The sequence below is a fragment of the Rhizobium acidisoli genome (assembly GCF_002531755.2).
In the GTDB taxonomy this organism is placed as follows: Bacteria; Pseudomonadota; Alphaproteobacteria; order Rhizobiales; family Rhizobiaceae; genus Rhizobium; species Rhizobium acidisoli.
This window is the reverse complement of the sequence record NZ_CP034998.1, coordinates 2,127,273-2,148,707: the sequence shown is the minus strand read 5'-3', so window position 1 is coordinate 2,148,707 and position 21,435 is coordinate 2,127,273. Positions and strand designations below refer to the sequence as shown.

General features: G+C 61.2%; 21 protein-coding genes and 1 pseudogene. 14 read left to right on the top strand and 8 right to left on the bottom strand.

Annotated elements, in window-relative coordinates:
• The first annotated feature begins 3 nt into the window (after positions 1 to 3).
• From CO657_RS10655 to CO657_RS10625, 6 genes are all read left to right on the top strand, one after another.
• Positions 4 to 1,137: a Gfo/Idh/MocA family protein gene (locus CO657_RS10655; protein WP_054184794.1), complete on the top strand. Its 1,134-nt coding sequence runs from the start codon at positions 4 to 6 to the stop codon at positions 1,135 to 1,137.
• Positions 1,138 to 1,366: 229 nt separating this feature from the next.
• Positions 1,367 to 2,398 (top strand): L-glyceraldehyde 3-phosphate reductase, encoded by a 1,032-nt coding sequence (gene mgrA, locus CO657_RS10650; RefSeq protein ID WP_054184795.1) that lies wholly within the window; start codon positions 1,367 to 1,369, stop codon positions 2,396 to 2,398.
• 229 nt (positions 2,399 to 2,627) lie between these two features.
• A complete protein-coding gene (locus CO657_RS10640) occupies positions 2,628 to 4,241 on the top strand; it encodes a glycoside hydrolase family 43 protein (protein ID WP_054184796.1) in 1,614 nt (537 codons plus the stop codon).
• Positions 4,242 to 4,700: 459 nt separating this feature from the next.
• The gene (locus CO657_RS10635; RefSeq protein ID WP_054184797.1) at positions 4,701 to 5,627 is read left to right on the top strand and encodes an ABC transporter ATP-binding protein; all 927 of its coding nucleotides are present in this window, start codon (positions 4,701 to 4,703) and stop codon (positions 5,625 to 5,627) included.
• Positions 5,624 to 6,385: an ABC transporter permease gene (locus CO657_RS10630; RefSeq protein WP_054184798.1), complete on the top strand. Its 762-nt coding sequence runs from the start codon at positions 5,624 to 5,626 to the stop codon at positions 6,383 to 6,385. The genes CO657_RS10635 and CO657_RS10630 overlap by 4 nt, the downstream gene beginning before the upstream one ends.
• A 110-nt stretch (positions 6,386 to 6,495) precedes the next feature.
• Positions 6,496 to 7,233 carry an SDR family oxidoreductase gene (locus CO657_RS10625; protein ID WP_054184799.1) on the top strand — a complete coding sequence of 246 codons (738 nt, stop codon included), beginning with the start codon at positions 6,496 to 6,498 and terminating at the stop codon, positions 7,231 to 7,233.
• Here the strand turns inward: CO657_RS10625 and CO657_RS10620 are convergent.
• The 5 genes from CO657_RS10620 to CO657_RS10600 all read right to left on the bottom strand — a co-directional run bounded on the left by CO657_RS10620 (position 7,196) and on the right by CO657_RS10600 (position 10,679).
• The gene (locus tag CO657_RS10620; RefSeq protein WP_054184800.1) at positions 7,196 to 8,119 is read right to left on the bottom strand and encodes a LysR family transcriptional regulator; all 924 of its coding nucleotides are present in this window, start codon (positions 8,117 to 8,119) and stop codon (positions 7,196 to 7,198) included. The two genes, CO657_RS10625 and CO657_RS10620, sit on opposite strands and share 38 nt — an antisense overlap.
• Positions 8,120 to 8,234: 115 nt before the next feature.
• Positions 8,235 to 8,672 (bottom strand): EamA family transporter, encoded by a 438-nt coding sequence (locus CO657_RS10615; protein ID WP_054184801.1) that lies wholly within the window; start codon positions 8,670 to 8,672, stop codon positions 8,235 to 8,237.
• 289 nt (positions 8,673 to 8,961) lie between these two features.
• The gene (locus CO657_RS10610) at positions 8,962 to 9,663 is read right to left on the bottom strand and encodes a TIGR02281 family clan AA aspartic protease (protein WP_054184802.1); all 702 of its coding nucleotides are present in this window, start codon (positions 9,661 to 9,663) and stop codon (positions 8,962 to 8,964) included.
• Complete coding sequence (locus CO657_RS10605; protein ID WP_054184841.1) at positions 9,660 to 9,878, bottom strand: DUF1289 domain-containing protein; 219 nt, start codon at positions 9,876 to 9,878, stop codon at positions 9,660 to 9,662. The genes CO657_RS10610 and CO657_RS10605 overlap by 4 nt, the downstream gene beginning before the upstream one ends.
• A gap of 18 nt (positions 9,879 to 9,896) precedes the next feature.
• Positions 9,897 to 10,679 (bottom strand): adenosylcobinamide-GDP ribazoletransferase, encoded by a 783-nt coding sequence (locus CO657_RS10600; RefSeq protein ID WP_054184803.1) that lies wholly within the window; start codon positions 10,677 to 10,679, stop codon positions 9,897 to 9,899.
• Positions 10,680 to 10,867: 188 nt separating this feature from the next.
• Between CO657_RS10600 and cobT the strand changes: the two genes are divergently transcribed.
• On the top strand, positions 10,868 to 11,884 hold the full coding sequence (gene cobT, locus CO657_RS10595) for a nicotinate-nucleotide--dimethylbenzimidazole phosphoribosyltransferase (RefSeq protein WP_054184804.1): 1,017 nt from the start codon (positions 10,868 to 10,870) through the stop codon (positions 11,882 to 11,884).
• A 106-nt stretch (positions 11,885 to 11,990) separates the two neighbouring features.
• Positions 11,991 to 12,374 carry a diacylglycerol kinase gene (locus CO657_RS10590; RefSeq protein WP_054184805.1) on the top strand — a complete coding sequence of 128 codons (384 nt, stop codon included), beginning with the start codon at positions 11,991 to 11,993 and terminating at the stop codon, positions 12,372 to 12,374.
• 1 nt (position 12,375) lies between these two features.
• Here CO657_RS10590 and CO657_RS10585 read toward each other — a convergent pair whose 3' ends face one another.
• Positions 12,376 to 13,911: a sensor histidine kinase gene (locus tag CO657_RS10585; protein WP_003594078.1), complete on the bottom strand. Its 1,536-nt coding sequence runs from the start codon at positions 13,909 to 13,911 to the stop codon at positions 12,376 to 12,378.
• A 106-nt stretch (positions 13,912 to 14,017) separates the two neighbouring features.
• Between CO657_RS10585 and CO657_RS10580 the strand changes: the two genes are divergently transcribed.
• The 5 genes and pseudogenes from CO657_RS10580 (at position 14,018) to CO657_RS10555 (ending at position 18,801) form a co-directional block, all read left to right on the top strand.
• Entirely contained in the window at positions 14,018 to 14,575 is a 558-nt protein-coding gene (locus CO657_RS10580; protein ID WP_054184806.1) for a thermonuclease family protein, read from the top strand.
• Entirely contained in the window at positions 14,572 to 15,210 is a 639-nt protein-coding gene (locus CO657_RS10575) for a uracil-DNA glycosylase family protein (RefSeq protein ID WP_054184807.1), read from the top strand. Before CO657_RS10580 ends, CO657_RS10575 begins: the two co-directional genes overlap by 4 nt.
• A 69-nt stretch (positions 15,211 to 15,279) precedes the next feature.
• Complete coding sequence (locus tag CO657_RS10570; protein WP_003540387.1) at positions 15,280 to 15,768, top strand: Lrp/AsnC family transcriptional regulator; 489 nt, start codon at positions 15,280 to 15,282, stop codon at positions 15,766 to 15,768.
• Positions 15,769 to 16,439: 671 nt separating this feature from the next.
• Positions 16,440 to 17,462, top strand: a complete 1,023-nt coding sequence (locus CO657_RS10560) for a porin (RefSeq protein ID WP_054184808.1) — start codon at positions 16,440 to 16,442, stop codon at positions 17,460 to 17,462.
• Positions 17,463 to 17,906: 444 nt separating this feature from the next.
• Positions 17,907 to 18,801: pseudogene (locus tag CO657_RS10555) on the top strand (LysR substrate-binding domain-containing protein).
• Between the two features lie 48 nt (positions 18,802 to 18,849).
• Here CO657_RS10555 and CO657_RS10550 read toward each other — a convergent pair.
• Both CO657_RS10550 and CO657_RS10545 read right to left on the bottom strand, forming a co-directional pair.
• The gene (locus CO657_RS10550; protein ID WP_054184809.1) at positions 18,850 to 19,533 is read right to left on the bottom strand and encodes a DNA alkylation repair protein; all 684 of its coding nucleotides are present in this window, start codon (positions 19,531 to 19,533) and stop codon (positions 18,850 to 18,852) included.
• Between the two features lie 78 nt (positions 19,534 to 19,611).
• Positions 19,612 to 20,511: an NAD(P)-dependent oxidoreductase gene (locus CO657_RS10545; RefSeq protein ID WP_054184810.1), complete on the bottom strand. Its 900-nt coding sequence runs from the start codon at positions 20,509 to 20,511 to the stop codon at positions 19,612 to 19,614.
• A gap of 265 nt (positions 20,512 to 20,776) precedes the next feature.
• Between CO657_RS10545 and CO657_RS10540 the strand changes: the two genes are divergently transcribed.
• On the top strand, positions 20,777 to 21,139 hold the full coding sequence (locus CO657_RS10540; RefSeq protein ID WP_054184811.1) for a hypothetical protein: 363 nt from the start codon (positions 20,777 to 20,779) through the stop codon (positions 21,137 to 21,139).
• Positions 21,140 to 21,435 lie beyond the last annotated feature (296 nt).

The window sequence follows — 21,435 nt, the reverse complement described above, 5'->3', positions numbered from 1 at the left end:
ATCATGACCAGGGAACTTGGCGTCGGCATCATCGGATGCGGCAACATCTCCACCACCTACTTTTCGCTGGCACCGCTCTTCAAGGGGCTGAAGGTGCTGGCCTGCGCCGATATCAACGTCGAGGCCGCCGAGGCGCGCGCCAAGGAATATGGCGTTAAAGCGCAGACGATCGACGCGCTTCTTGCCAATGACGAGATCGACGTCGTCGTCAACCTGACGATCCCGGATGCGCATTTCCGGGTGTCGAAGTCGATCCTCGAGGCCGGAAAACACGTCTATTCCGAAAAGCCGCTGGTGCTTTCGCTTGAGGAGGGTGAAGAGCTTCGCCGCATCGCGAAGGAAAAGAACCTGGCGGTCGGCTGCGCGCCCGACACGTTCCTCGGCGGCGCTCATCAGCTCGCCCGCAAGTTCATCGATGACGGCGGCATCGGCCGGGTGACGTCGGGCGCCTGCTACGTGATGAGCCCCGGCATGGAGATGTGGCATCCGAACCCGGATTTCTTCTTCCTGCCGGGCGGTGGCCCGATCCTCGATCTCGGCCCCTACTACATCGCCAACCTGATCAACCTGATCGGTCCGGTGAAACGCGTCGGCGCCATGACCTCGATGGCGTCGCCGACCCGCACCATCACCAGCGAGCCGCGCAACGGCGAGATCATCCCGGTCAAGACGCCGACGACGATCCAGGCGCTGCTCGAATTCGTCAGCGGCGCCACCGTGACGCTGTCGGCGAGCTGGGACGTCTGGTCGCATCGCCATGCCAATATGGAGCTCTACGGCACCGACGGCTCGCTCTACGTGCCGGATCCGAACTTCTTCGGCGGCACGGTCGAGGCAAGCGGCCGCGACAAGGACATCAAGCCGCTCGACGCCTGGGAGCATCCGTTCGGCAAGATCAACCAGGAAAACCCGAACGGATCGCGCGCCAACTACCGCACGGCCGGCCTTGCCGACATGGCGATGTCGCTGATCGAAGGCCGCGACGCACGCTGCTCGCTCGACCGCACGCTGCACGGGGTCGACGTCATGACCTCGATCCTGAAGTCGGGCGAGGAGGGGCGTTTCATCGACCTGACTACGACCTGCACTCAGCCGGCGGCGCTCGGCATCGAGGAGGCGCAGGCGCTGTTGAAGTGATAGGATAGCGTTGGAATCGTTGTGCTGAGGATTGCCCCTCACCCTAACCCTCTCCCCGCAAAAACGGGGAGAGGGGACGTGCCAAACGCAGCGTCGAGATTTAAGGGAGCGGGTGCGGCATACCGCTTCTCCCCGTTTGCAAGGAGAAGGTGACGGCAGCCGGATGAGGGGCAGCTCCTGCCAGGCACTGGCGGGACATCAATAGAGATATTTTAGCAAGGAGAGTCTCATGAGCTGGCAACCAGCCGCAGACCGCTATTCGAAAATGAAATATAACCGCACGGGCCGGTCCGGCCTGAAGCTGCCGGCCGTTTCCCTTGGCCTCTGGCATAATTTCGGCGGCGACACACCGCATGACCGCAAGATCGACATGTGCCGCACGGCCTTCGATCTCGGCATCACCCATTTCGACCTCGCCAACAATTACGGCCCGCCTCCCGGCAGCGCCGAGACGGACTTCGGCGAGATCCTGCGCACCGAATTTTCCGGGCTTCGCGACGAGCTGATCATCTCCTCCAAGGCCGGCTACGACATGTGGCCGGGGCCCTATGGCGAGTGGGGCAGCCGAAAATACGTGATCGCCTCCTGCGACCAGAGCCTGAAGCGTATGGGCCTCGACTATGTCGACATCTTCTATTCGCACCGCTTCGACCCGGAAACGCCGCTTGAAGAGACCTGCGGCGCGCTCGACCATATCGTCCGCTCCGGCCGGGCGCTCTATGTCGGCATCTCCTCCTACAATTCGCAGCGTACGCGTGAGGCGGCTGCCATCCTCAAGGAGCTCGGCACGCCCTGTCTGATCCACCAGCCGAGTTATTCGATGCTCAACCGCTGGGTCGAGGATGACAAGCTGCTCGATGCGCTCGACGAGGTCGGCATGGGCTCGATCGTGTTCTCGCCGCTCGCCCAGGGCATGCTGACGACGAAGTATCTCGGCGGTATCCCGGACGACAGCCGCGCGGCGCAAAACCATTTTCTGAAGCGCGACTTCATCCGTCCCTCTATCATCGACAATATCAAGAAGCTCAACGACATCGCCGAGAAGCGCGGCCAGACGCTGGCGCAGATGGCAATCGCCTGGGTGCTGCGCGGCGGACGCGTGACCTCGGCGCTGATCGGCGCCAGCCGCTCATCGCAGATCGTCGATTGCGTCAAGGCGCTGGATAATCTGGAGTTCACGGCCGAGGAGCTTGCGGAGATCGACGTCTACGCCCGCGAGGCGGATATCAATCTCTGGGCGAAGTCGGCGGAGCGGGAATAGGTAGGTCGAGCCGGAGTTTGGGGCGGCACGCTGCAACACCGCCCTCATCTCTGTGCTCGTCACAGAGATCCAGCCAGCCCAAGTCCTTGGGCTGAATCGATTCTTTTCGCCGCGCGGACGCGCGGCGGCTGGGTTCCTGTGACGAGCACAGGAATGAGGGTGGGGAGGTGAAGTAACCGCCCACATTTGACGTACGTACCACAACAACAATCTCGGAGGAGGCCGCATCATGATCCGCAATCCCATCCTGCCCGGGTTCAACCCCGATCCGTCGATCTGCCGCGTGGGCGCGGACTATTATATCGCGACCTCGACCTTCGAATGGTATCCCGGCGTGCAGATCCACCATTCGCGCGACCTGGTGAACTGGACGCTGGTGCGCCGGCCGCTGGAACGCCGGTCGCAGCTCGACATGCGCGGCAATCCCGACAGCTGCGGCATCTGGGCGCCGTGTCTTTCCTATGCCGACGGGCAGTTCTGGCTTGTTTATACCGACGTCAAGCGCTTCGATGGCAGTTTCAAGGACGCGCCGAACTATATCGTCACCGCGCCTGCCATCGAGGCCGAATGGTCCGAGCCGGTGTACGTCAATTCCTCCGGCTTCGATCCCTCGCTGTTCCACGACGATGACGGCCGCAAGTGGTTCCTCAACATGCAGTGGAACCACCGCACCGAAAGCTATGGCGGCTCGCCGAAATCGCCGGCCTTCGACGGTATCCTGCTGCAGGAATGGGACCCGGTGACGAAGGCCCTGAAAGGCCCGCTCCGCAATATTTTCGCCGGCAGTCCGCTCGGCCTGGTCGAGGGCCCGCACCTCTTCAAGCGCAATGGCTGGTACTATCTGACGACCGCGGAAGGCGGTACCGGCTATGACCACGCCGTCACCATGGCGCGCTCGCGCCGCATCGAAGGCCCTTACGAGATGCATCCGAACATGCATCTCATCACCTCCAAGGATCATCCGGGCGCGGTGCTGCAGCGGGCAGGGCACGGCCAATATGTCGAGACGCCGGACGGTGAGGCCTATCACACCCATCTCTGCGGCCGGCCTCTACCGCCGAAGCGGCGCTGCACGCTGGGGCGAGAGACGAGCCTGCAGAAATGCGTCTGGCGCGACGATGACTGGCTCTATCTCGAAAATGGCACCTCGGTGCCCGATGTCGATGTGCCCGGCCTCTTCGGCGCCGTGCCTGCGGAAAAGCCGATGCGCAGCGAATACAGCTTCGATGGCGACACCCTGCCGGCCGATTTCCAATGGCTGCGCACGCCCGAGCCCGAGCGCATCTTCAACCTGACGGACCGCCCCGGCCATCTCAGGCTGATTGCGCGCGAAAGCATCGGCTCCTGGTTCGAGCAGGCTTTGGTTGCCCGCCGGCAGGAGCATCACAGCTTCCGCGCCGAGACCGTGGTCGAGTTCTCGCCCGACACTTATCAGCAGGTCGCGGGGCTGACGCATTATTACAACCGGCATAAATTCCATGCCGTTGCCGTGACGCTGCACGAAACACTCGGCCGGTGCGTGACGATCCTCTCCTGCAATGGCGATTATCCGAACGGACGCCTGAGCTTCCCCGCCGAAAGCGGTGTGGCGATCGCTGCTGAGGGCCGTGTCCAGCTCGCCATGGAAATTCGCGAGAACGATCTGCAATTCTTCTGGCAGACCGAAGGCAAGGGCGCCTGGCAGCCGATCGGCCCGATCCTCGACGCCGGCATGATTTCCGACGAGGGCGGGCGCGGCGAACACGGTTCCTTCACCGGCGCCTTCGCTGGCGTGTTTGCCTTCGATACGTCGGGACGCGGGAAGATTGCGGATTTCGACTGGTTCAACTATGACGAATTGTGAGGGAGCACTGCTCCCCGCCCGCTCACGCCTTTGAGGTTTCGACCTAGCAAAAAAGAAAGCCGGCGCAGTGGCCGGCTAAGACGAACGCGGCTGAACAGGGGATGCTGGCCGGTTCCAAGCACTTCGTGACTGAACAATAACTTTCACTACATGCCGAGGCAGCGGAAAAGGGGTGCAACGAGAACACCCGAAGACGGCTCCGCAAAGGGATGGGCGGCGGGGCGGATGCCGGTGCTGGCCTCGGCTCTTTTATCGGGCACGAAGATCACCGGATGATGACATCAAAAACCGGCGGCTATCTTTCTTTTCACCAAGACGAGCGGCTTTCGCAAATATCCGACGCCTGCGGGCCGTGTTAGCAAGGCGCGAATGCAGTGTTCACGTTCCCGAGGATGTCAAAGCGTCATGAAGGCATTATATAGCGGGCCGAAATACTTCGATAATCCTCAAGAGTAACGCATGACCCCCATCATTTCCGTTCAGAATCTTACCAAGACCTACGCCAGTGGGTTCGAGGCCCTGAAAGGCATCAACCTCGACGTCGAAAAGGGTGAGATCCTGGCGCTGCTCGGGCCGAACGGCGCGGGCAAGACGACGTTGATTTCGATCATCTGCGGCATTGCCAATCCGAGCGGCGGCAAGGTGCTGGTCGCCGGCCACGATGTCGTCAAGGATTTCCGCGCCACCCGTGGGATGATCGGCTTGGTGCCGCAGGAACTGACCACCGACCAGTTCGAGACTGTGTTTAATACGGTGAGCTTTTCGCGTGGGCTGCACGGCAAGAAAGCCAATCCCGCCCATATCGAGAAAGTGCTGCGCGCGCTTTCGCTCTGGGACAAGAAGGACAACATGCTGCGCCAGCTCTCCGGCGGCATGAAGCGACGTGTGCTGATCGCCAAGGCGCTTTCCCATGAGCCGGATATCCTTTTCCTCGATGAACCCACAGCCGGTGTCGACGTGACGCTGCGCAAGGACATGTGGAATGTCGTTCAGGAGCTTCGAGCCTCGGGTGTTACCATCATCCTGACCACCCATTATATCGAGGAGGCCGAGGAAATTGCCGACCGCGTCGGCGTGATCAATGGCGGGCAATTGCTGCTTGTCGAAGACAAGGCAGCTTTGATGGCCAAGCTCGGCCGCAAGCAGCTCATCCTCGATCTCACCGAGCCGCTCGAACGGCTTCCGGATTGTTTTACCGGCAACGGGTTGACGCTGGAAGCCGGTGGCAGCCGGCTGACTTATGATTTCGACGCCGACAATGAGCAGGAAAGCATTGCGGCGCTGCTGACCCGGCTGGGTGAAAACAATATCCATTTCAAAGATCTCTCGACGCGGCAGAGTTCGCTCGAAGACATCTTCGTGGCGCTGGTAGGAGCAGACAAATGAACGTCGAGGCGATCAAATCGATCTATTTCTTCGAGATGGCGCGCACGCGCCGCACGCTGCTGCAGAGCGTCATTTCGCCCGTCATCTCGACCTCGCTCTATTTCATCGTCTTCGGTGCGGCCGTGGGATCGCGTATCCAGGAGGTAGAGGGCGTGTCCTACGGCGCCTTCATCACGCCGGGCCTGATCATGCTGACGCTGCTTGGCCAGTGCATCAGCAACGGCTCCTTCGGCATCTATTTTCCGAAATTCACCGGCACGATCTACGAGGTCCTCTCCGCGCCGGTGGCGATGACCGAGATCCTGCTCGGTTACGTCGGGGCCGCCGCCACCAAGGGCATGATCATCGGCTTCATCATCCTGCTCACAGCCAATCTCTTCGTCGACGTCAGGATCGAGCATCCCTTCATGATGATCCTGTTCTTCCTGCTGACGGGCGTCACCTTCAGCCTGTTCGGCTTCATGATCGGCATCTGGGCAGGCAATTTCGAGCAGTTGAACCTCATTCCCATGCTGGTCGTACCGCCGCTGACCTTCCTCGGCGGCAGCTTCTATTCGGTCAATATGCTGCCGCCCTTCTGGCAGGCGGTCAGCCATCTCAATCCGGTGCTCTATCTCGTCAGTGGCTTCCGCTGGAGTTTTTACGGGATCGCCGACGTCAACCCGGCGATCAGCCTGGCGATGATCACCGTGTTCCTGGCGATATGCCTCGGCACACTCGGCTGGATCTTCAAGACCGGCTACCGGCTGCGCAATTGATCGGTTCGTAAACAGCACCATCGGGAAAGCCGATGATGCTATCGGTTTCTTCCGTTTTTCTTCCGCGCTGATCCGAGGCATCTGCTCTCCCATGCAAATGGAGATGTGAGATGACTGCAATCAAGATCGAAGGTGCGAAAGTGTTGATCGTCGGCGGCAGCTCGGGCATGGGTTTGGCGCTTGCCAGGCGCCTGCTCGATGAGGGGGCGTTTGTGACGATCGCGGGGCGCAGTCAAGAGAGGCTTGCGGCAGCGTGCCGCCAGCTCGACGACGATCCGAAACTTGGAATCTACGCTGTCGATATATCGCGGGAGGAGGAGGTCGCGGCACTCTTTCGCATCGTCGGATCGGTCGACCACATCGTCAGCACCGCCGCCGATATTGAAGGCGCCTATCAGTTGCTGCCGTCGATCGAGCTTGCCGCGGCGCAACGGGTGGTCGAGAGCAAGTTCTACGGCCCGCTGCTGCTGGCGAAATACGGCGCCGCCCATCTGCCGTCGTCAGGATCAATCACCTACACCTCGGGCGTCGCGGCCTATCGGCCGGCAGCGCGCGGATCGGTGGTCGCCGCCGTCAATGCGGCGCTTGAAGGCCTGGTCAGGGCGCTCGCCGTCGAATTGGCACCGATCCGTATCAATGCCGTGTCGCCGGGATGGGTGGATACGCCGATCTGGAGCTTCGTTGCCGGGGACGCCAAGCAGGCAACGCTTGACGCGATGGCGCAGCGCCTGCCGGCCGGACGTGTCGGCCAGCCGGAGGATATCGCCGATGCGATCCGCTTCCTGATCGGCAACGGTTTCACCACAGGCACTATCCTGCATGTCGAAGGCGGGCATCGGCTGGTCTGACCGGCGAGAGTTCGTCGCTTGCCGATTGCAACAGCAGGGCGAGCGCCGGCGGCTGCACGCGCCGGCGCCGCCACATCATCACCAGCGAAGCGGTGGGCGGTTCGCCCGGCCAAGACAATTCGACGACATCGCTGCGCGCAGCGGCCGGGTCGGCTGCAAGACGCGGGACGAGGCCGTAACCGGCGCCCGATGCAACGAGCCGGATGATCGTCGCGATGCTATCGACTTCCGTTACGATGGGCGGCGCAGTCACACCCGCCTCTGCAAAGGCTGTATCGAACAGGTGGCGATAGACGCAACCGGTTTCGGTCGCGACAAAGGGCGCCATGCTCAGCGCCGCAAGGCTTTCAAATGACGGGGCCTGCGAATCTCGGCCCGTGATCAACACCAGCGGTTCGATGGAGATGCGGCGCGTCGCGAAGCGCTCGTCCTGCTCGCCGCGATCGAAGGTGAAGGCGACGTCGATCGAACCATGCTGCAATTGTGCACGCAGCTCGCCGCTACCACCGACCTTGAGTTTGAGACCGAGGCCGGGATTCTGCCTGCGGAAGAGAGAGAGCCAGGGCGCCAACCTTTCGGCGGCGATGGTTTCGAGCGTACCCAGGATGATGGACTGCTCGCTTCTGCCGGCTGCAGCATAGACGGCGGCCTTTGCCTCGTCATTCAGCGCCAGGATTTCCTCCGCATAGGCCTTTAGCGCCGTACCCGCCGGCGTTAGGGCGACACCCTGGCGGGAGCGGAGAAAGAGTTCCACGCCAAGCTCTTCCTCCATGGCCTGTATCTGGTCGCTGAGGCTCGATTGGGCAAGGTTGACCTCAGCGGCGGCGCGGGTGAGATTTTTATGCCGGATCACCGCAAGGAATGTCTTCAACTGTCGTGGATTCATCTCAAGCTCCGCTGGGCGCGCAGGCGCCTTGACGCAGGATATCAACAAAGCGGAACCTGCTGCAACGCAGGAGCATTTTGGCGACGAAGGGGCCGTTTGTGTAGCGCCCTTTCCCTCAGGCGCCGCTGACGAGAAGTGCGCCTGAGATGATGAGGAGGGTGCCGGCGACGAGCTTCAAGATGTTGAGCTCGGCAGCTTCGCCGAGAAACACGGCACCGATTGCCAGCGTCACCAGCACGTTGCAGCTCCAGATCGGCGCGAGTTTCGAGACAGGGACGCTATAGGCGAAGAGCGCGAAGCTGATGAGGCCGGTACCGACGGCGAAGCAGGCGCCGGCGGTGGCGGCAAAACCAAGGCCTTCGGCGGTCCAGGGGGCAGGGCGCCAGATCAGCGCGGCAATCAGGCCGGCCAGCGCGCAGGCGGCGCCGAAGGCGATCAGGTAGACGGCGGAGCCGGTGGCGGCCGTGGCGCTCTGCTTCTGGAAGATGGCGGTGATGCCCCAGAAAATGGCGGGCAAAATGCCGCCGATGACGATCGGCCAGAGTGAATTCATCGCGAAACTCCTGTCGCACCGATGGGGCAGGGACTTAGCCGCAGGCGAAGGCCGGTCGAGCATGCGGGGTGCCACCAGACTACAGCGCCGCGCGTCTATTCAGACGCGCAAAGGACGCTGTAGCACTTTGAATTACTGCATAATTTCATCCTTAAATCGATTCCGATTTAAGGATGAAATTATGCAGTAGGAGTTTCTTTTTGCTCTTTGTGGTCTTGTTGTTGCGCCTGAAGGTGACAGATGCGAACGCTGCCGTAAAGCCGCGGCGACAGCGGATCGCCGCGGCGGCTCAGTCGCGCATGCGCAATTCGTCGGTCTGCATCTGCAGCGAGCCGAGCGTTTCCAGGAAGCTCATGCCGAGCAGGCTCTGGTCGAGCCGGCCGTCCTCGGCGACGCTGGCTGCGACATTATTGCGGACGATCGAGCCGATCGCCACCTGGTCGAGCGTGACGGGTGCTGCGCGCCCGCGGCCGTTGGCGGTCATGACGGTCATAGAATAGCTGAGGCGGGAGAGGTCGATGCCGATCCGCTCGGCATCTTCGTGGGACAGCGCCACCATGCTGGCGCCGGTGTCTACGAGCATCTCGATCGTCTTGCCGTTGACGGCGACATCGGCTTCGAAATGGCCGTTCAGCAGCTTGTGCAGGATGATCTCCTGTCCGCCTTCGCTTGTGGTGACGACGACGGCGCGGCCAGGAACGAGGCCGGCGAGCAGCCGGTTGCCGACGCCGAGCGCTTCCTGACGATAGAGATAGACGGTCACGAGCGCCAGGATGATCACCAGCCAGATCATCATCTGGCGCATCGTTTCACCGATGCTGCTCCGGCGCGCCCAGATGCCGGCCGACAGCATCAGTGCGATCGGCAGCAGATAGACGACGCGGACGAAGTCATCGCTCTGCAGGCCAAGGATCCGGCTGCTGTCATTGTTGACGATCAGCACCGCAAGGCCGATGCCAATCACGACGAGGAAGACGGTCAAACGGATCATAAAGGCCGCTCCGGCCCGCTGGCGTGGCCTGTTTTCATGTCGTTCGATAGCGCGGCGGCACCTACAAGCCTTGCAGGCAGCACGGCCATGACCCGTCTCCGCTCGATGTCGGAGTAGCTCACCCAGTTGCCGATTTCCTGAAGAGTCCGGCCGCATCCGGCGCAAAATCCGGTGGCGGGCTCGATCGAGCAGACATGAATGCAGGGTGTTTGCATGAGGGACATATCGGAGTTTCAAAGAGCTGTGGCAAGGGCGCAAAGCGCGGCGATCTCGCAAATTTGCTGCGTCGCGCCCAGCGTGTCGCCGGTATGGCCGGCAAGCTTGCGGCGGATGAAGGCGGTGAAGGCAAGCGCTGCGATGCCTGAGGCAAGCAGGCTTGCGACCAGCGGGCGCAGGCCGAAGGCAGGCCAGATCAGAAGCGCTGCGACGAGGCCGGCCGAGGCGAGGGCAAACTGCATCGCCCCCTCATCCGGCTGGCCGTTCGAGGCGGCGACGCCATCGGCCTTGGCCGGCGGCAGCCGCTGCCAGTGCCAGGCGATGGCGCCGCGGCTCAACGCTGCGACGGCGGGAATGGCAAGGACTGATGTAAGCGGCAGGGAATGGCGGGCGATGGCGGCAAGTGCTGCCGCGCGGATCGCGAAGGAGAGGATCAACGCGATCGCGCCATAGGTGCCGATCCGGCTGTCCTTCATGATCTCGAGGCTCTGCTCGCGGCTCTTGCCGCCGCCGATGCCGTCGGCAGTATCGGCCAGGCCGTCCTCGTGCAGTGCGCCGGTGACGACAACCTGGATGGAAAGCGCGATCAGGGCCGCCATCAGCGGATCGGCGCGCAGTCCCAGAGGCAGGAACAGGGCGAGCGCGGGAACAAAGCCGATGACGATGCCGGCGAAGGGAAAGGCGCGCACCAGCCGGCCGAGCCTGCCGTCATAGGTTTTGAACAGCGATTGCGGCATGGGAATGCGGCTGAGGAAGGCGACGGCGCGGGCGGTATCGACCGCATGGTCCTTGATCTTCATTCTGCTTCGTTCTGCCCAAGGTTTCGGCTTATCGCGCTGGCTTATAGTCGCGGCGGCGCTTTTGCTGTTGTTCGCCCCGTCAGCCCGCTTTAAGAGAGTTGCGACCCGCAAAGAAGCTGATTTGCTCGACGCAAACAAGTGGTTTGCGTGAAAACAAGAATACCCGGATTCATAGGAAAACCGCACAGATGAGCGTTTCAGGCCTGCCGTTCGACGATTTCCGTACCCTGCTCCGCGACCTGCCGGGCCCGGATGCCCGTGCGCTGGTGACCGCACGCGAACGTGATGCGCAACTGACCAAGCCGCCGGGCGCGCTCGGACGGCTTGAAGAAATCGCATTCTGGCTTGCCGCCTGGACGGGCCGCACCCCTGCCGTCAACCGGCCGCTGGTGGCGATCTTCGCCGGCAATCACGGCGTCACCAGGCAGGGAATCACGCCCTTTCCGCCGGCCGTGACACAGCAGATGGTCGAGAATTTTGCCGCCGGCGGCGCTGCGATCAATCAGATCTGCGTCGCTTATGATCTCGGGCTGAAGGTCTTCGATCTGGCGCTCGATTATCCCACCGGCGACATTACCGAGGAGGCAGCGCTTTCCGAGCGCGATTGTGCCGCGACCATGGCCTTCGGCATGGAGGCGATCGCCGGCGGCACCGACCTGCTCTGCATCGGGGAAATGGGCATCGGCAATACGACGATTGCCGCGGCGATCAACTATGCGCTCTATGGCGGTTCGGCGCGGGACTGGGTCGGACCAGGCACCGGTTCGGAAGGCGAGATGCTGGAGCGCAAGGTCGCGGCGGTGGAAAAGGCCGTGGAGCTCCACGGCGATCATCTCGACGATCCGCTGGAAATCATGCGCCGGCTCGGCGGCCGCGAGATTGCGGCGATGGCCGGCGCCATCCTTGCCGCCCGCATGGAGCGTATCCCGGTGCTGATCGACGGTTACGTCGCGACCGCTGCGGCGGCGATCCTCAAAGCCGCCAATCCATCCGCGCTTGACCATTGCCTGATTGGCCACGTTTCCGCCGAGCCCGGGCATCTGCGCGCGATCGAAATGCTCGGCAAGACGCCGCTTCTGGCACTTGGCATGCGGCTCGGCGAAGGCACCGGGGCAGCGCTCGCCGCCGGCATCGTCAAAGCCGCCGCCGCCTGCCATTCCGGCATGGCGACCTTTGCCCAGGCCGGCGTGAGCGGCAAAGACTGAGCCCGCGCGGCTTCGCTTGCGCCGCCCAGATGGATTCGGTATCTGCGTATTCGGTCATCAAGCGGGGCGGCAAAGCCTTTCCCGGTCTGCAAGAGGAGAGGGCGCCTTGACGAAGCCTGCGGTGACGAAAGAGACCGGATTTCGGCATTTCACCGCCGCCGCCAGCTATTCCTGGGCAGGCTTCCTGCGCGTTCTGAGAGAGGCAGCCTTCCGCCAGGAACTCGGTTTCTTCGTCGTTTCGATCGCAACGCTGGCGCTGGTCGGGGCGACCGCCGGCGAGATCGTCGTTGCGGTGGTTCTGTTTCTCGGGCTGTTTTCGATGGAGGCGATGAATACCGCCGTCGAGGAGGTCATCGACCGGATTTCGCCGGAGATTTCGATCGTCGGCAAACATGCCAAGGATCTCGGCTCCTTCGCGGTCAGCTGCATGATCGCCGCCTGCTGCCTCTATCTCGGCTTCGTCCTCGGCAAACACTTGTTTTTTGGCTGAATCAGGCAAAACTCTTACGCTTGCGCGCGACCGCCTGGGCCTCTTCCACGGCCGGCAGGCTCTGCAGCACGCGTTTGGCGGGCAGGATTGCGATGACCTCGGTGCCCTCGCGCAGCTTCGATTTCAGCAGGAATTGTCCGTCATGCTTGGCCAGGATCGCCTGGACGATCGGCAGGCCGAGGCCGGTGCCCTGTTCGGCGCTCTTGATGGCGATCGAACCCTGGCCGAAGGCCGACAGGACCACGGGAATTTCCTCTTCCGGAATGCCGGGGCCGTTGTCCTTGATGGAGATGTACTGTCCGCCGCCGGCCGTCCAGCCGACCTTGACATGGATTTCACCGCCCTGCGGCGTGAACTTGACCGCATTGGAGAGAAGGTTGAGCACCACCTGGCGCATCGACTTCTCATCCGCCCAGATGGCCGGCAACTGACGTTCGAATTGATCCGAAATGGCGATGTTCTTGGCGCGGGCGCGCAGCTGGACCATGCCGATGCAATCTTCGGTGATATCGAGAAGCGAGATCGCCTCCTCGCTCAGCTCGTATTTGCCGGCCTCGATGCGGGAGAGGTCGAGGATCTCGTTGATGAGATCGAGCAGATGCTGGCCGGAGCGGTGGATATCGCCGGCATATTCCTTGTAGGTCGGATTGGCGAGCGGCCCCATCACTTCTGCCGACATCACCTCGGAGAAGCCGAGGATGGCGTTGAGCGGGGTCCTGAGCTCGTGCGACATGGAGGCAAGGAAGCGGGACTTGGCGAGGTTTGCCTCTTCGGCGCGGCGGCGGGCCTCGTCCGACATGGATTTTGCCACTTCCAGCTCGGCGATCAGGTCGTCCTTCTCCGACTGGTAGGAAAGGATCCTGAGGTTCGACTTGAACAGCCGGTCGCTGATATAGTTGAAGAAGACGAGGGTGCTGGTGAAGAGCCCCGTCAGGCTGATTTCGAGGAGATCGCGGGACAGGCCGCTCTTGGCGGCAAGCGCCAGGATCGCCGGCGTGAAGGCGACGAGCACGGCAGGCGTCAGCATGAAATTCGACATTGCCGTGACGGAGAGCGCGATCAGCAGCGTCGCACCCTTATAAAGGATGAAGCTCGACGGTTCGCAGGTGTCGCAGCCCTGCAGCGCGAAGACCGCCCAGCAGCAGCCGAGCAGGAACTGGCCGAGCAGCAGCAGGCGGCGCCATTTGCGGGCGCTCTCCGGGGTGATTTCCTGCCGGCGGGCGCGTCGCGCAAGCAGGATATTGCCGGTTTGACAGGTGAGCGTCAGCAGCGCCCAGAAGAGCAACTGCGTATCTTCAGTGATATAGACGCCAAGCGCGGTGATGAGGACGATGAAGAGAGGCATGATCGTCGCGCCCTGCAGCATCGACGCCACATACATCTTGAGCACGTCACGATCGAAGGAGGAATTGGACGCATGGCCGGACTGAAGACGTTCGCGCGTTTGCCGCACGGCCTTGGAAACGGCCTTGTTGCGGTGGCTGCGCGACCTGTCGACGATGATCTTGTCGGTCGATGTGCTGACGCCGGTACTCATGTGCACGTTGAAACTTCATCCCAGGGTGGATAAGAGCTTAACCGGCAATTCTTAAGAAGATGTTTGCCATCTTTGCCAAGGATTTGTTTTTTAAGGAGGCGAAAGCGTGACACGGAGCCTGCGCCTGATTCGCGACGGCGTGACCGCTTTTGCCCTGCTGGCGCTCCTGGCGCTGATCGCCGCCAAGTTCAACGATGCAGCAAAAATTGAGCATGCGGGCGCTTTCCATGCTGCCGATGGCGACAGTCTGACTTTGGGAGACGCACGTTTGCGCCTTGAAGGCATCGATGCACCGGAGCTCCACCAGAGCTGCGAGCGGGCTGGACATGCCTGGGCCTGCGGGCGGGCGGCGCGCGAGGCGCTGCAGGGCATGGTCCTGGCATCGGGAACGCTTTGCCAGGGCAGCCGGCGCGACCGCTACGACAGGCTGCTCGTCATCTGCCGGAGCGGGACGGGCGGCGACATCAACGCCGCCATGGTGCGCCGGGGCATGGCCATCGCCTATGGCGGTTATGGCAGGGAGGAGGCCGAGGCGAGGGCTGCCAAAGCGGGCCTCTGGGCCGGAACTTTCGAGCGGCCGCGCGATGTGCGCGACCATGCGCGCCAGAGTTCCGATTTCCACGGCCCGCTGGGCTTCATCAGGCGGATCGTCGGATGGGAATGAAGCGAAGCGACGAAGCCACGCTGGAGATCCTGCGGCGGGAGATCGCCTCCTGCCGCATCTGTCGTGACGCGCCGGCGAAAGGCCTTGCATATCGGCTGCCGCACGAGCCGCGGCCTGTGGCCGTGATTTCGTCGAGCGCACGCATCCTGATCGCCGGGCAGGCGCCCGGGCTTCGGGTGCATGAGAGCGGCCTGCCGTTCGACGATGCTTCGGGCGACCGGCTGCGGTCATGGCTCGGCGTTGACAGGGCAAGCTTTTACGACCGCGACCGATTCGCCATCGTGCCGATGGGTTTCTGCTTTCCCGGCTATGACGACAAGGGTGCAGATCTGCCGCCGCGCCGCGAATGCGCGCCGTTCTGGCGGCAAAAGGTGATTGCGGCCATGCCGCAGATCGAACTGGTGCTGGTCATCGGCCAATATGCGCAGGCCTGGCACATGGAGGGTGAAAGGCGGGGCAATATGACCGAAACGGTGCGGGCATGGCGGGACGCTCTTTTGTCCAACCGGTCACCGGCGGTGCTGCCGCTGCCGCATCCGAGCTGGCGCAACAGCGGCTGGCTGAAGCGCAATCCGTGGTTCGAGCAGGAATTGCTCCCGGTCTTGCAGGATCGAACGAAAATGCTGATTTCCTGAAACAAAATTCTTTTCGTCGTGCGGAATCGCGCTATACAAAGAAAATAATTCGAAAGGACTGTTGCGCGCATGGACCGCCTCGACCGAAAAATACTGCGTCTGCTGCAAGAAGATTCGACCCTTGCCGTGGCCGATCTCGCCAAAAAAGTCGGTCTTTCGACGACGCCCTGCTGGCGGCGCATCCAGAAGATGGAAGAAGACGGCGTCATCAAGCGCCGGGTCGCCATCCTCGATCCGGAGAAGGTCAACACCAAGGTTACCGTCTTCGTGTCGATTCGCACGGCCACCCATTCGATCGAATGGCTGCGGCGCTTTTCCGAAGTGGTCGCCGAATTCCCCGAAGTGGTGGAATTTTACCGGATGAGCGGCGATGTCGACTATCTCTTGCGAGTCGTCGTGCCCGATATCGCCGCCTATGACGCATTTTATAAGCGGATGATCGCCAAGATCGAGATTCGCGACGTTTCCTCCGCCTTTGCGATGGAGCAGATCAAGTATTCGACGCAGCTGCCGCTCGATTACATGATTCTCGACAATGCCAAATCCAATGAGGATTGAAATCGCTGTGCGGCCTTGCAGCCGCACGGTTCAAAGACGCGAAGATTGTGCTGTCTCGGTCGATTCGGCCACATTCTGATTATACCGGTCCGGCAAGTGCGGAGCGGCGGAATGTTATCGCGACTGCAAAAAAGCCCAGGAAATAGCGAAAAAACGCTCGAATCCCACCAAGATTCGGAAAAATACATAGCCTGGTAAGGAATACGGCGCTATGTTAAGCGCAGCCAGCGAGCGCTATGTCATCATTTCGTCTCATTGGTATCGAATTCAGGACACCATGTTCTAAACCGCTGCCTTGTATGTGTTCATTAGCCGGCGGTAGAGTTTATGCACTTCACCAATAATGTTCGACGGGGGTCGAACGGTGAAGAATTTGACAAATGGGGTATAGCGTTTGCGGCTTGCGATGGAGGATATCCGTCGCGGAGCCGCTTGGTGTGTCTTCTGCCTAAATAATTGAAATTGTTGTATAAAAATCACGCCGTCGGGGAAAGTTGCTTTGCGGGACCCATCCGGTGTGTATCGAGAATTGCTTGATAAGGCCTGGTATGTGATGACGGTTTGGCGGTTCGATCGATCCGCACGCCGAGATGGCTGTTCAAACTGGGCCGGCTTCAAATCGACTACCCGATTGGAAGCCAGCCCCGATCGACAAAGGAATGGATTGGTAAATGAACATCAGAATGGTTTTGCTTGCATCAGCAGCAGCATTTGCTGCATCGACGCCGGTTCTTGCAGCTGACGCTATCGTTGCTGCTGAGCCGGAACCGGTTGAATATGTTCGCGTCTGCGACGCTTACGGCACCGGCTATTTCTACATCCCGGGCACCGAAACCTGCCTCAAGATCGAAGGCTACATCCGTTTCCAGGTCGACGTTGGTGATCAGCCGCTCAATGGCTCGGCCAGCAACGATTCGGATTGGGATGCCAAGACCCGCGGTCAGGTTCAGTTCACGGCCAAGAGCGACACCGAGTATGGTCCGCTGACCGGCGTCATCGTCATGCAGTTCAATGCTGACAACGCTTCGGATCAGGATGCCATCCTCGACTCCGCTTACCTTGACGTCGCGGGCTTCCGCGCCGGTCTCTTCTACAGCTGGTGGGACGATGGCCTCTCCGGCGAAACCGACGATATCGGTTCGATCGTAACGCTGCACAACTCCCTCCGCTATCAGTACGAAAGCGGCACCTTCTACGCCGGCATCAGCGTCGACGAACTGGAAGATGGCTTCTACAAGTCTGGCGAAGAGCCGAACAACGTTGGCGTTGCCTTCGGCGTTGGCGGCACTGCCGGCGCGTTCAGCTACCAGGTCACCGGCGGCTGGGACTTCGACAACGAAGACGGCGCAATCCGCGCTATGGGTACGGTTGAAATCGGTCCCGGTACGCTCGGCCTCGCTGCTGTGTACTCTTCCGGCCCGAACTCCTACTACTCCGCAGCTGAATGGGCTGTCGCTGCCGAATACGCAATCAAGGCAACCGACAAGCTCAAGATCACTCCTGGCGTCCAGTACTACGGCGACTACTATGCTGCCGGCGACGACTTCAGCGACAACGATGCCTGGAAGGTCGGTCTGACAGTCGATTACCAGATCGTCGACAACTTCTACGCCAAGGCTTCGGTTCAGTACCTCGATCCGGATGAAGGCGACGACTCCACTTCGGGCTACTTCCGCCTGCAGCGTTCGTTCTAATCTGCCTATTGGTGCTCCCGGTCTTCGCCGGGAGCATTTCAAATCAGTTTCTGATCCGAGTGACCTCCGATCAGCTACGGGGACGGGTCCGGTCTTCCCTGCCGGGCCGTCCTTGCAGCGTTTTTGACGCGCAGTCCTCTGGGCAACTTTCAAAAGCCTTTTTGAGGAGCCGAACCGCTTCGTTGCGTATCGCACACCGGCTTCTTTCCAGCTTTGTTCTAGAGAGACCCCATTTCAATTTTCAAGCGAGTTGGATCGGTCGATAGCGTCTACGCGCGAACGGAGCTGTGGGTCTCTTCTGCGTTGGCGCGTCGGCTGGTGTTGCCGCAACAGGCGCGCAAAGAAAATCCAATGCCGACAACGTGATTACAGCTTTTATGGAGAGGGGATACAACCTCTGCAGGGGGCCGGCATTCGTTTCCTTCTCGCGGGCAGCTTGTTCTGATGGACGATCTCAACGACTACTATTATTTCGCCGCTGTCGTCTCCAGCGGCGGCTTCGCTTCTGCAAGCCGCGATCTGAAGATACCGCGATCGAAGCTGAGCAGACGGGTCAGCCGCCTTGAAGACGGGCTTGGTGCAAGGCTGATAGAACGCTCGACTCGTCACTTCCGAGTGACGGAGATCGGTCAGGCTTTCTACGAAAGATGCCAGACCATATTGCAGGAGGCCGACCGCGCCAAGTCAATCGTCAGCGAGGCTCAATCCGATCCGCAAGGCGTGGTACGAATGGGCTGCCCGCTTGGCCTCGTCGATATCTCGGTCGGCGGAATCCTGCCTGAGTTCCTCGAGCGCTATCCGAAGATCAAGCTGCAGATCATCGGCTCCGACCGGCGCGCCGACCTCATCAACGAACGGATCGATCTTGAGGTGAGGGCGACCAACGAGCCCGAGACGCAGACGAGCCTGACGATGCGCAAGCTCGACCGGGCGCGGCATCCTGGTCGCAAGTCCCTCGCTGGTCGAGCGTACCGGCGGCTTGAATTGCGTGGACGAGCTCGCCGACCTTCCGACGCTGGCAATGACGTCATGGGTGTCTTTTCACAGTTGGGAATTGATCGGTCCCAATGACGCCAAACGAGTGATTCGGCATCAGCCGCGGCTCACCTGCCGCAGCATGACCGCCATCCTTGACGCGGCCCGGGCCGGTCTCGGCTTCGGGCTTTTGCTCGAGAGCGCCTGCGAAGCCGATCTCCAGGCCGGCAAGCTGGTGCGCGTGCTGCCGGAATGGCAGTCGGAGGAGAGCCAGTTCTATATCGTCTTCACGACCGCCAAGGGCATGCCGCCGGCAGTGCGGGTGCTGATCGATTTCCTGGTCGAAAAATCCCGGCAGCATTGATGAAGCGGCATTGACGAACAAGGGCTTCGCCTAGAAACCGGCATGCGCTTATTTCAGCCGTGCCAGCAGCTTTTCGCCCGCCAGTTCCTTGGCGGCATCCTTGCCGATCCAGCGGGCGGTTTTGTCAGGGCTTTCCGCCAGCGCCTTGGCAATGGCGAGCGCCGGTGCATGGCAGGTGAGATTGCGCTTGCCGATGCTGCGGAGTGCCCAATTGACGGCCTTGCGCACGAAGTTTCGAGGGTCGCCGGCATGAGCCTTGATCAGCGGCAGCCAGGCAAGGATGGTGGCGTCGGGCTCGTTCTTGCGATGGACGGCGGCGCCTGCGATCATGGCGAAGGCCGTGCGCCTGACGAATTCGCGATCGTCGTCGGCGAATTCTGAGATGAGTGCGTCCAGCCCGGCCTCGACGAAGAGATCGGCGGCGCAATCGACGATCTCCCAGGAATTGAAATCATTGGCCCAATTCCGGGCTTCTTCCGCCGTCAGCCGTTTCGACTCGGCGGTACAGAGGGCGAGCAGGCGGGCTTCACGGATATCGCTTCGCCAGAGCTCGATCGCTCTGGCGTGATTCTTCTTTGCCAGTCTGGCGACCGCTCTGATATCGGGATTGGAGATGCCGAGGGCGTGTGTGGTGAGGATGCCGAAACGCGCCATGCCGTCGACGTTCTCCTCCGAACGCAGCGTTTCGAGATGCGCGATCAAGTCGGCTGCGCTGGAGGAGGGGTCGATCATTTTTCCAGAGCATGATGCCGAAAAGTGTGAGCAGTTTTCGGACGACATCATGCTCTTCCTCTTAGTTTGGAACAGGATTCAGATTTTAGGCCGATCCGGCCTAAAATCTTCCTGTTCCAGACGCGCAAGCAATGAGGATGTATCCCAGCGATTGCCGCCCATCGCCTGGACGTCGCCGTAGAACTGGTCGACGACCGCGGTGACCGGCAGCTTGGCGCCATTGCGGCGGGCTTCGGTGAGCACGATGCCGAGATCCTTGCGCATCCAGTCGACCGCGAAGCCGAAATCATATTTGCCGGCGTTCATGGTCTTGTGGCGGTTTTCCATCTGCCAGGAGCCGGCCGCCCCCTTGGAGATCACCTCGACGACCTTTTCGATATCAAGGCCGGCGCGCTTGCCGAAATGCAGCCCTTCGGCAAGCCCCTGGACGAGGCCGGCGATGCAGATCTGGTTGACCATCTTGGTCAATTGGCCAGAGCCTGCCGGTCCCATCAGACCGACCATGCGGGCATAGGCGTCGATGACGGGCCTTGTACGATCGAAGACGGCCTCGTCGCCGCCGCACATCACGGTCAGGACGCCGTTTTCAGCGCCGGCCTGGCCGCCGGAAACGGGAGCGTCGATGAAATTCACGCCTTTTTCCTTTGCCGCGGCATAAAGTTCGCGGGCGACCTCGGCGCTGGCGGTGGTGTTGTCGATCAGCACCGACCCCGGCTTCATGCCGTGCAGGACGCCGTTTTCGCCAGATGTCACCGAGCGGAGATCTTCGTCATTGCCGACGCAGACGAAGACGAAATCGGCGCCCGCGGCAGCCTCGGCCGGGGTGGATGCGGATTTGCCGGAGAATTTTTCAGCCCAGGCGACGGCTTTTTCGACTGTGCGATTGTAGACGGTGACATCGTGGCCGCCCTTCGTCTTCAGATGACCGGCCATGGGAAAACCCATGACGCCGAGACCGATGAATGCGACTTTAGCCATATGTCCTGTCCTTATCCCGAGTGCGAGGCTCTGAGGATTAACCGAAACGGCCGGAGCAGAAAAGCCGTGAAGACGGAGTTCGTTGCGATAGACGGATATGAGGCTGGTTGCCGTTCGCCTCAGCCCTAAATGGAGACTAAAGCGCGTCGCGATCTTTCAAATTCGCTCTTTGCGCTTTAGCTCTTTGTTTTTACGCATGCCGTTATCGCAAAACTGCTGCACAGTTTTGCGCGACATGCTTTAGGCAAATGTTTCCGGGGGTGACATTCGCGAAACTCCGACGATCGAGCCGCGGCGCAAAGGCCGCAGTGGAATGCAGTCGATGCTTATTCCATCGCAGCAGATGGTTGCAGAACAGATTCGATCCGCACAGCAAGGTGTTTTCACCGAGCTTGGCGTCCTTCGCCGCCGCCTCGCTGCCGAATACGGGGCGGACGCCTGTTGTCCCGTCACCGTGCAGCGGCATCTGCGCGCGATTGCCGATCTGTCTTTCCTCGCGTTGCAAAAGGGCGAACCGGTTTCGCTGGTCACGCCCTATTGGCGCATGGTCGATCCCACGAGCCTCTTGGCGACGCGTCTTGCGGGTGGGGCCGGCTTTATCCGGGAGCGGCTGGCCGCCGAACGTTGAGGGAGATAGCGGCGGAACGCCGCCATCAGCAGGCTTGCCGGCAAGCGACGGAACGAGGAAAATTATTCCCCGAAGCGGACGACAATGGAAAATTGATATTGTCGATATAATTTATAGTCTATGGCAGTATTCCGGCGAACGATGGATCGAGGCATCCGGCCGCCGCCATCGATCGACAGGTATTCAGATGTTCACGCGCAGACAAGCCCCGGCATCCTCTTCCGCCGCACCGCCATCCTCGCAGGCTTCTGCGTGGCGGCACGCGCAGGCACGTTCTGCACCTCGTCGCCTGCCAA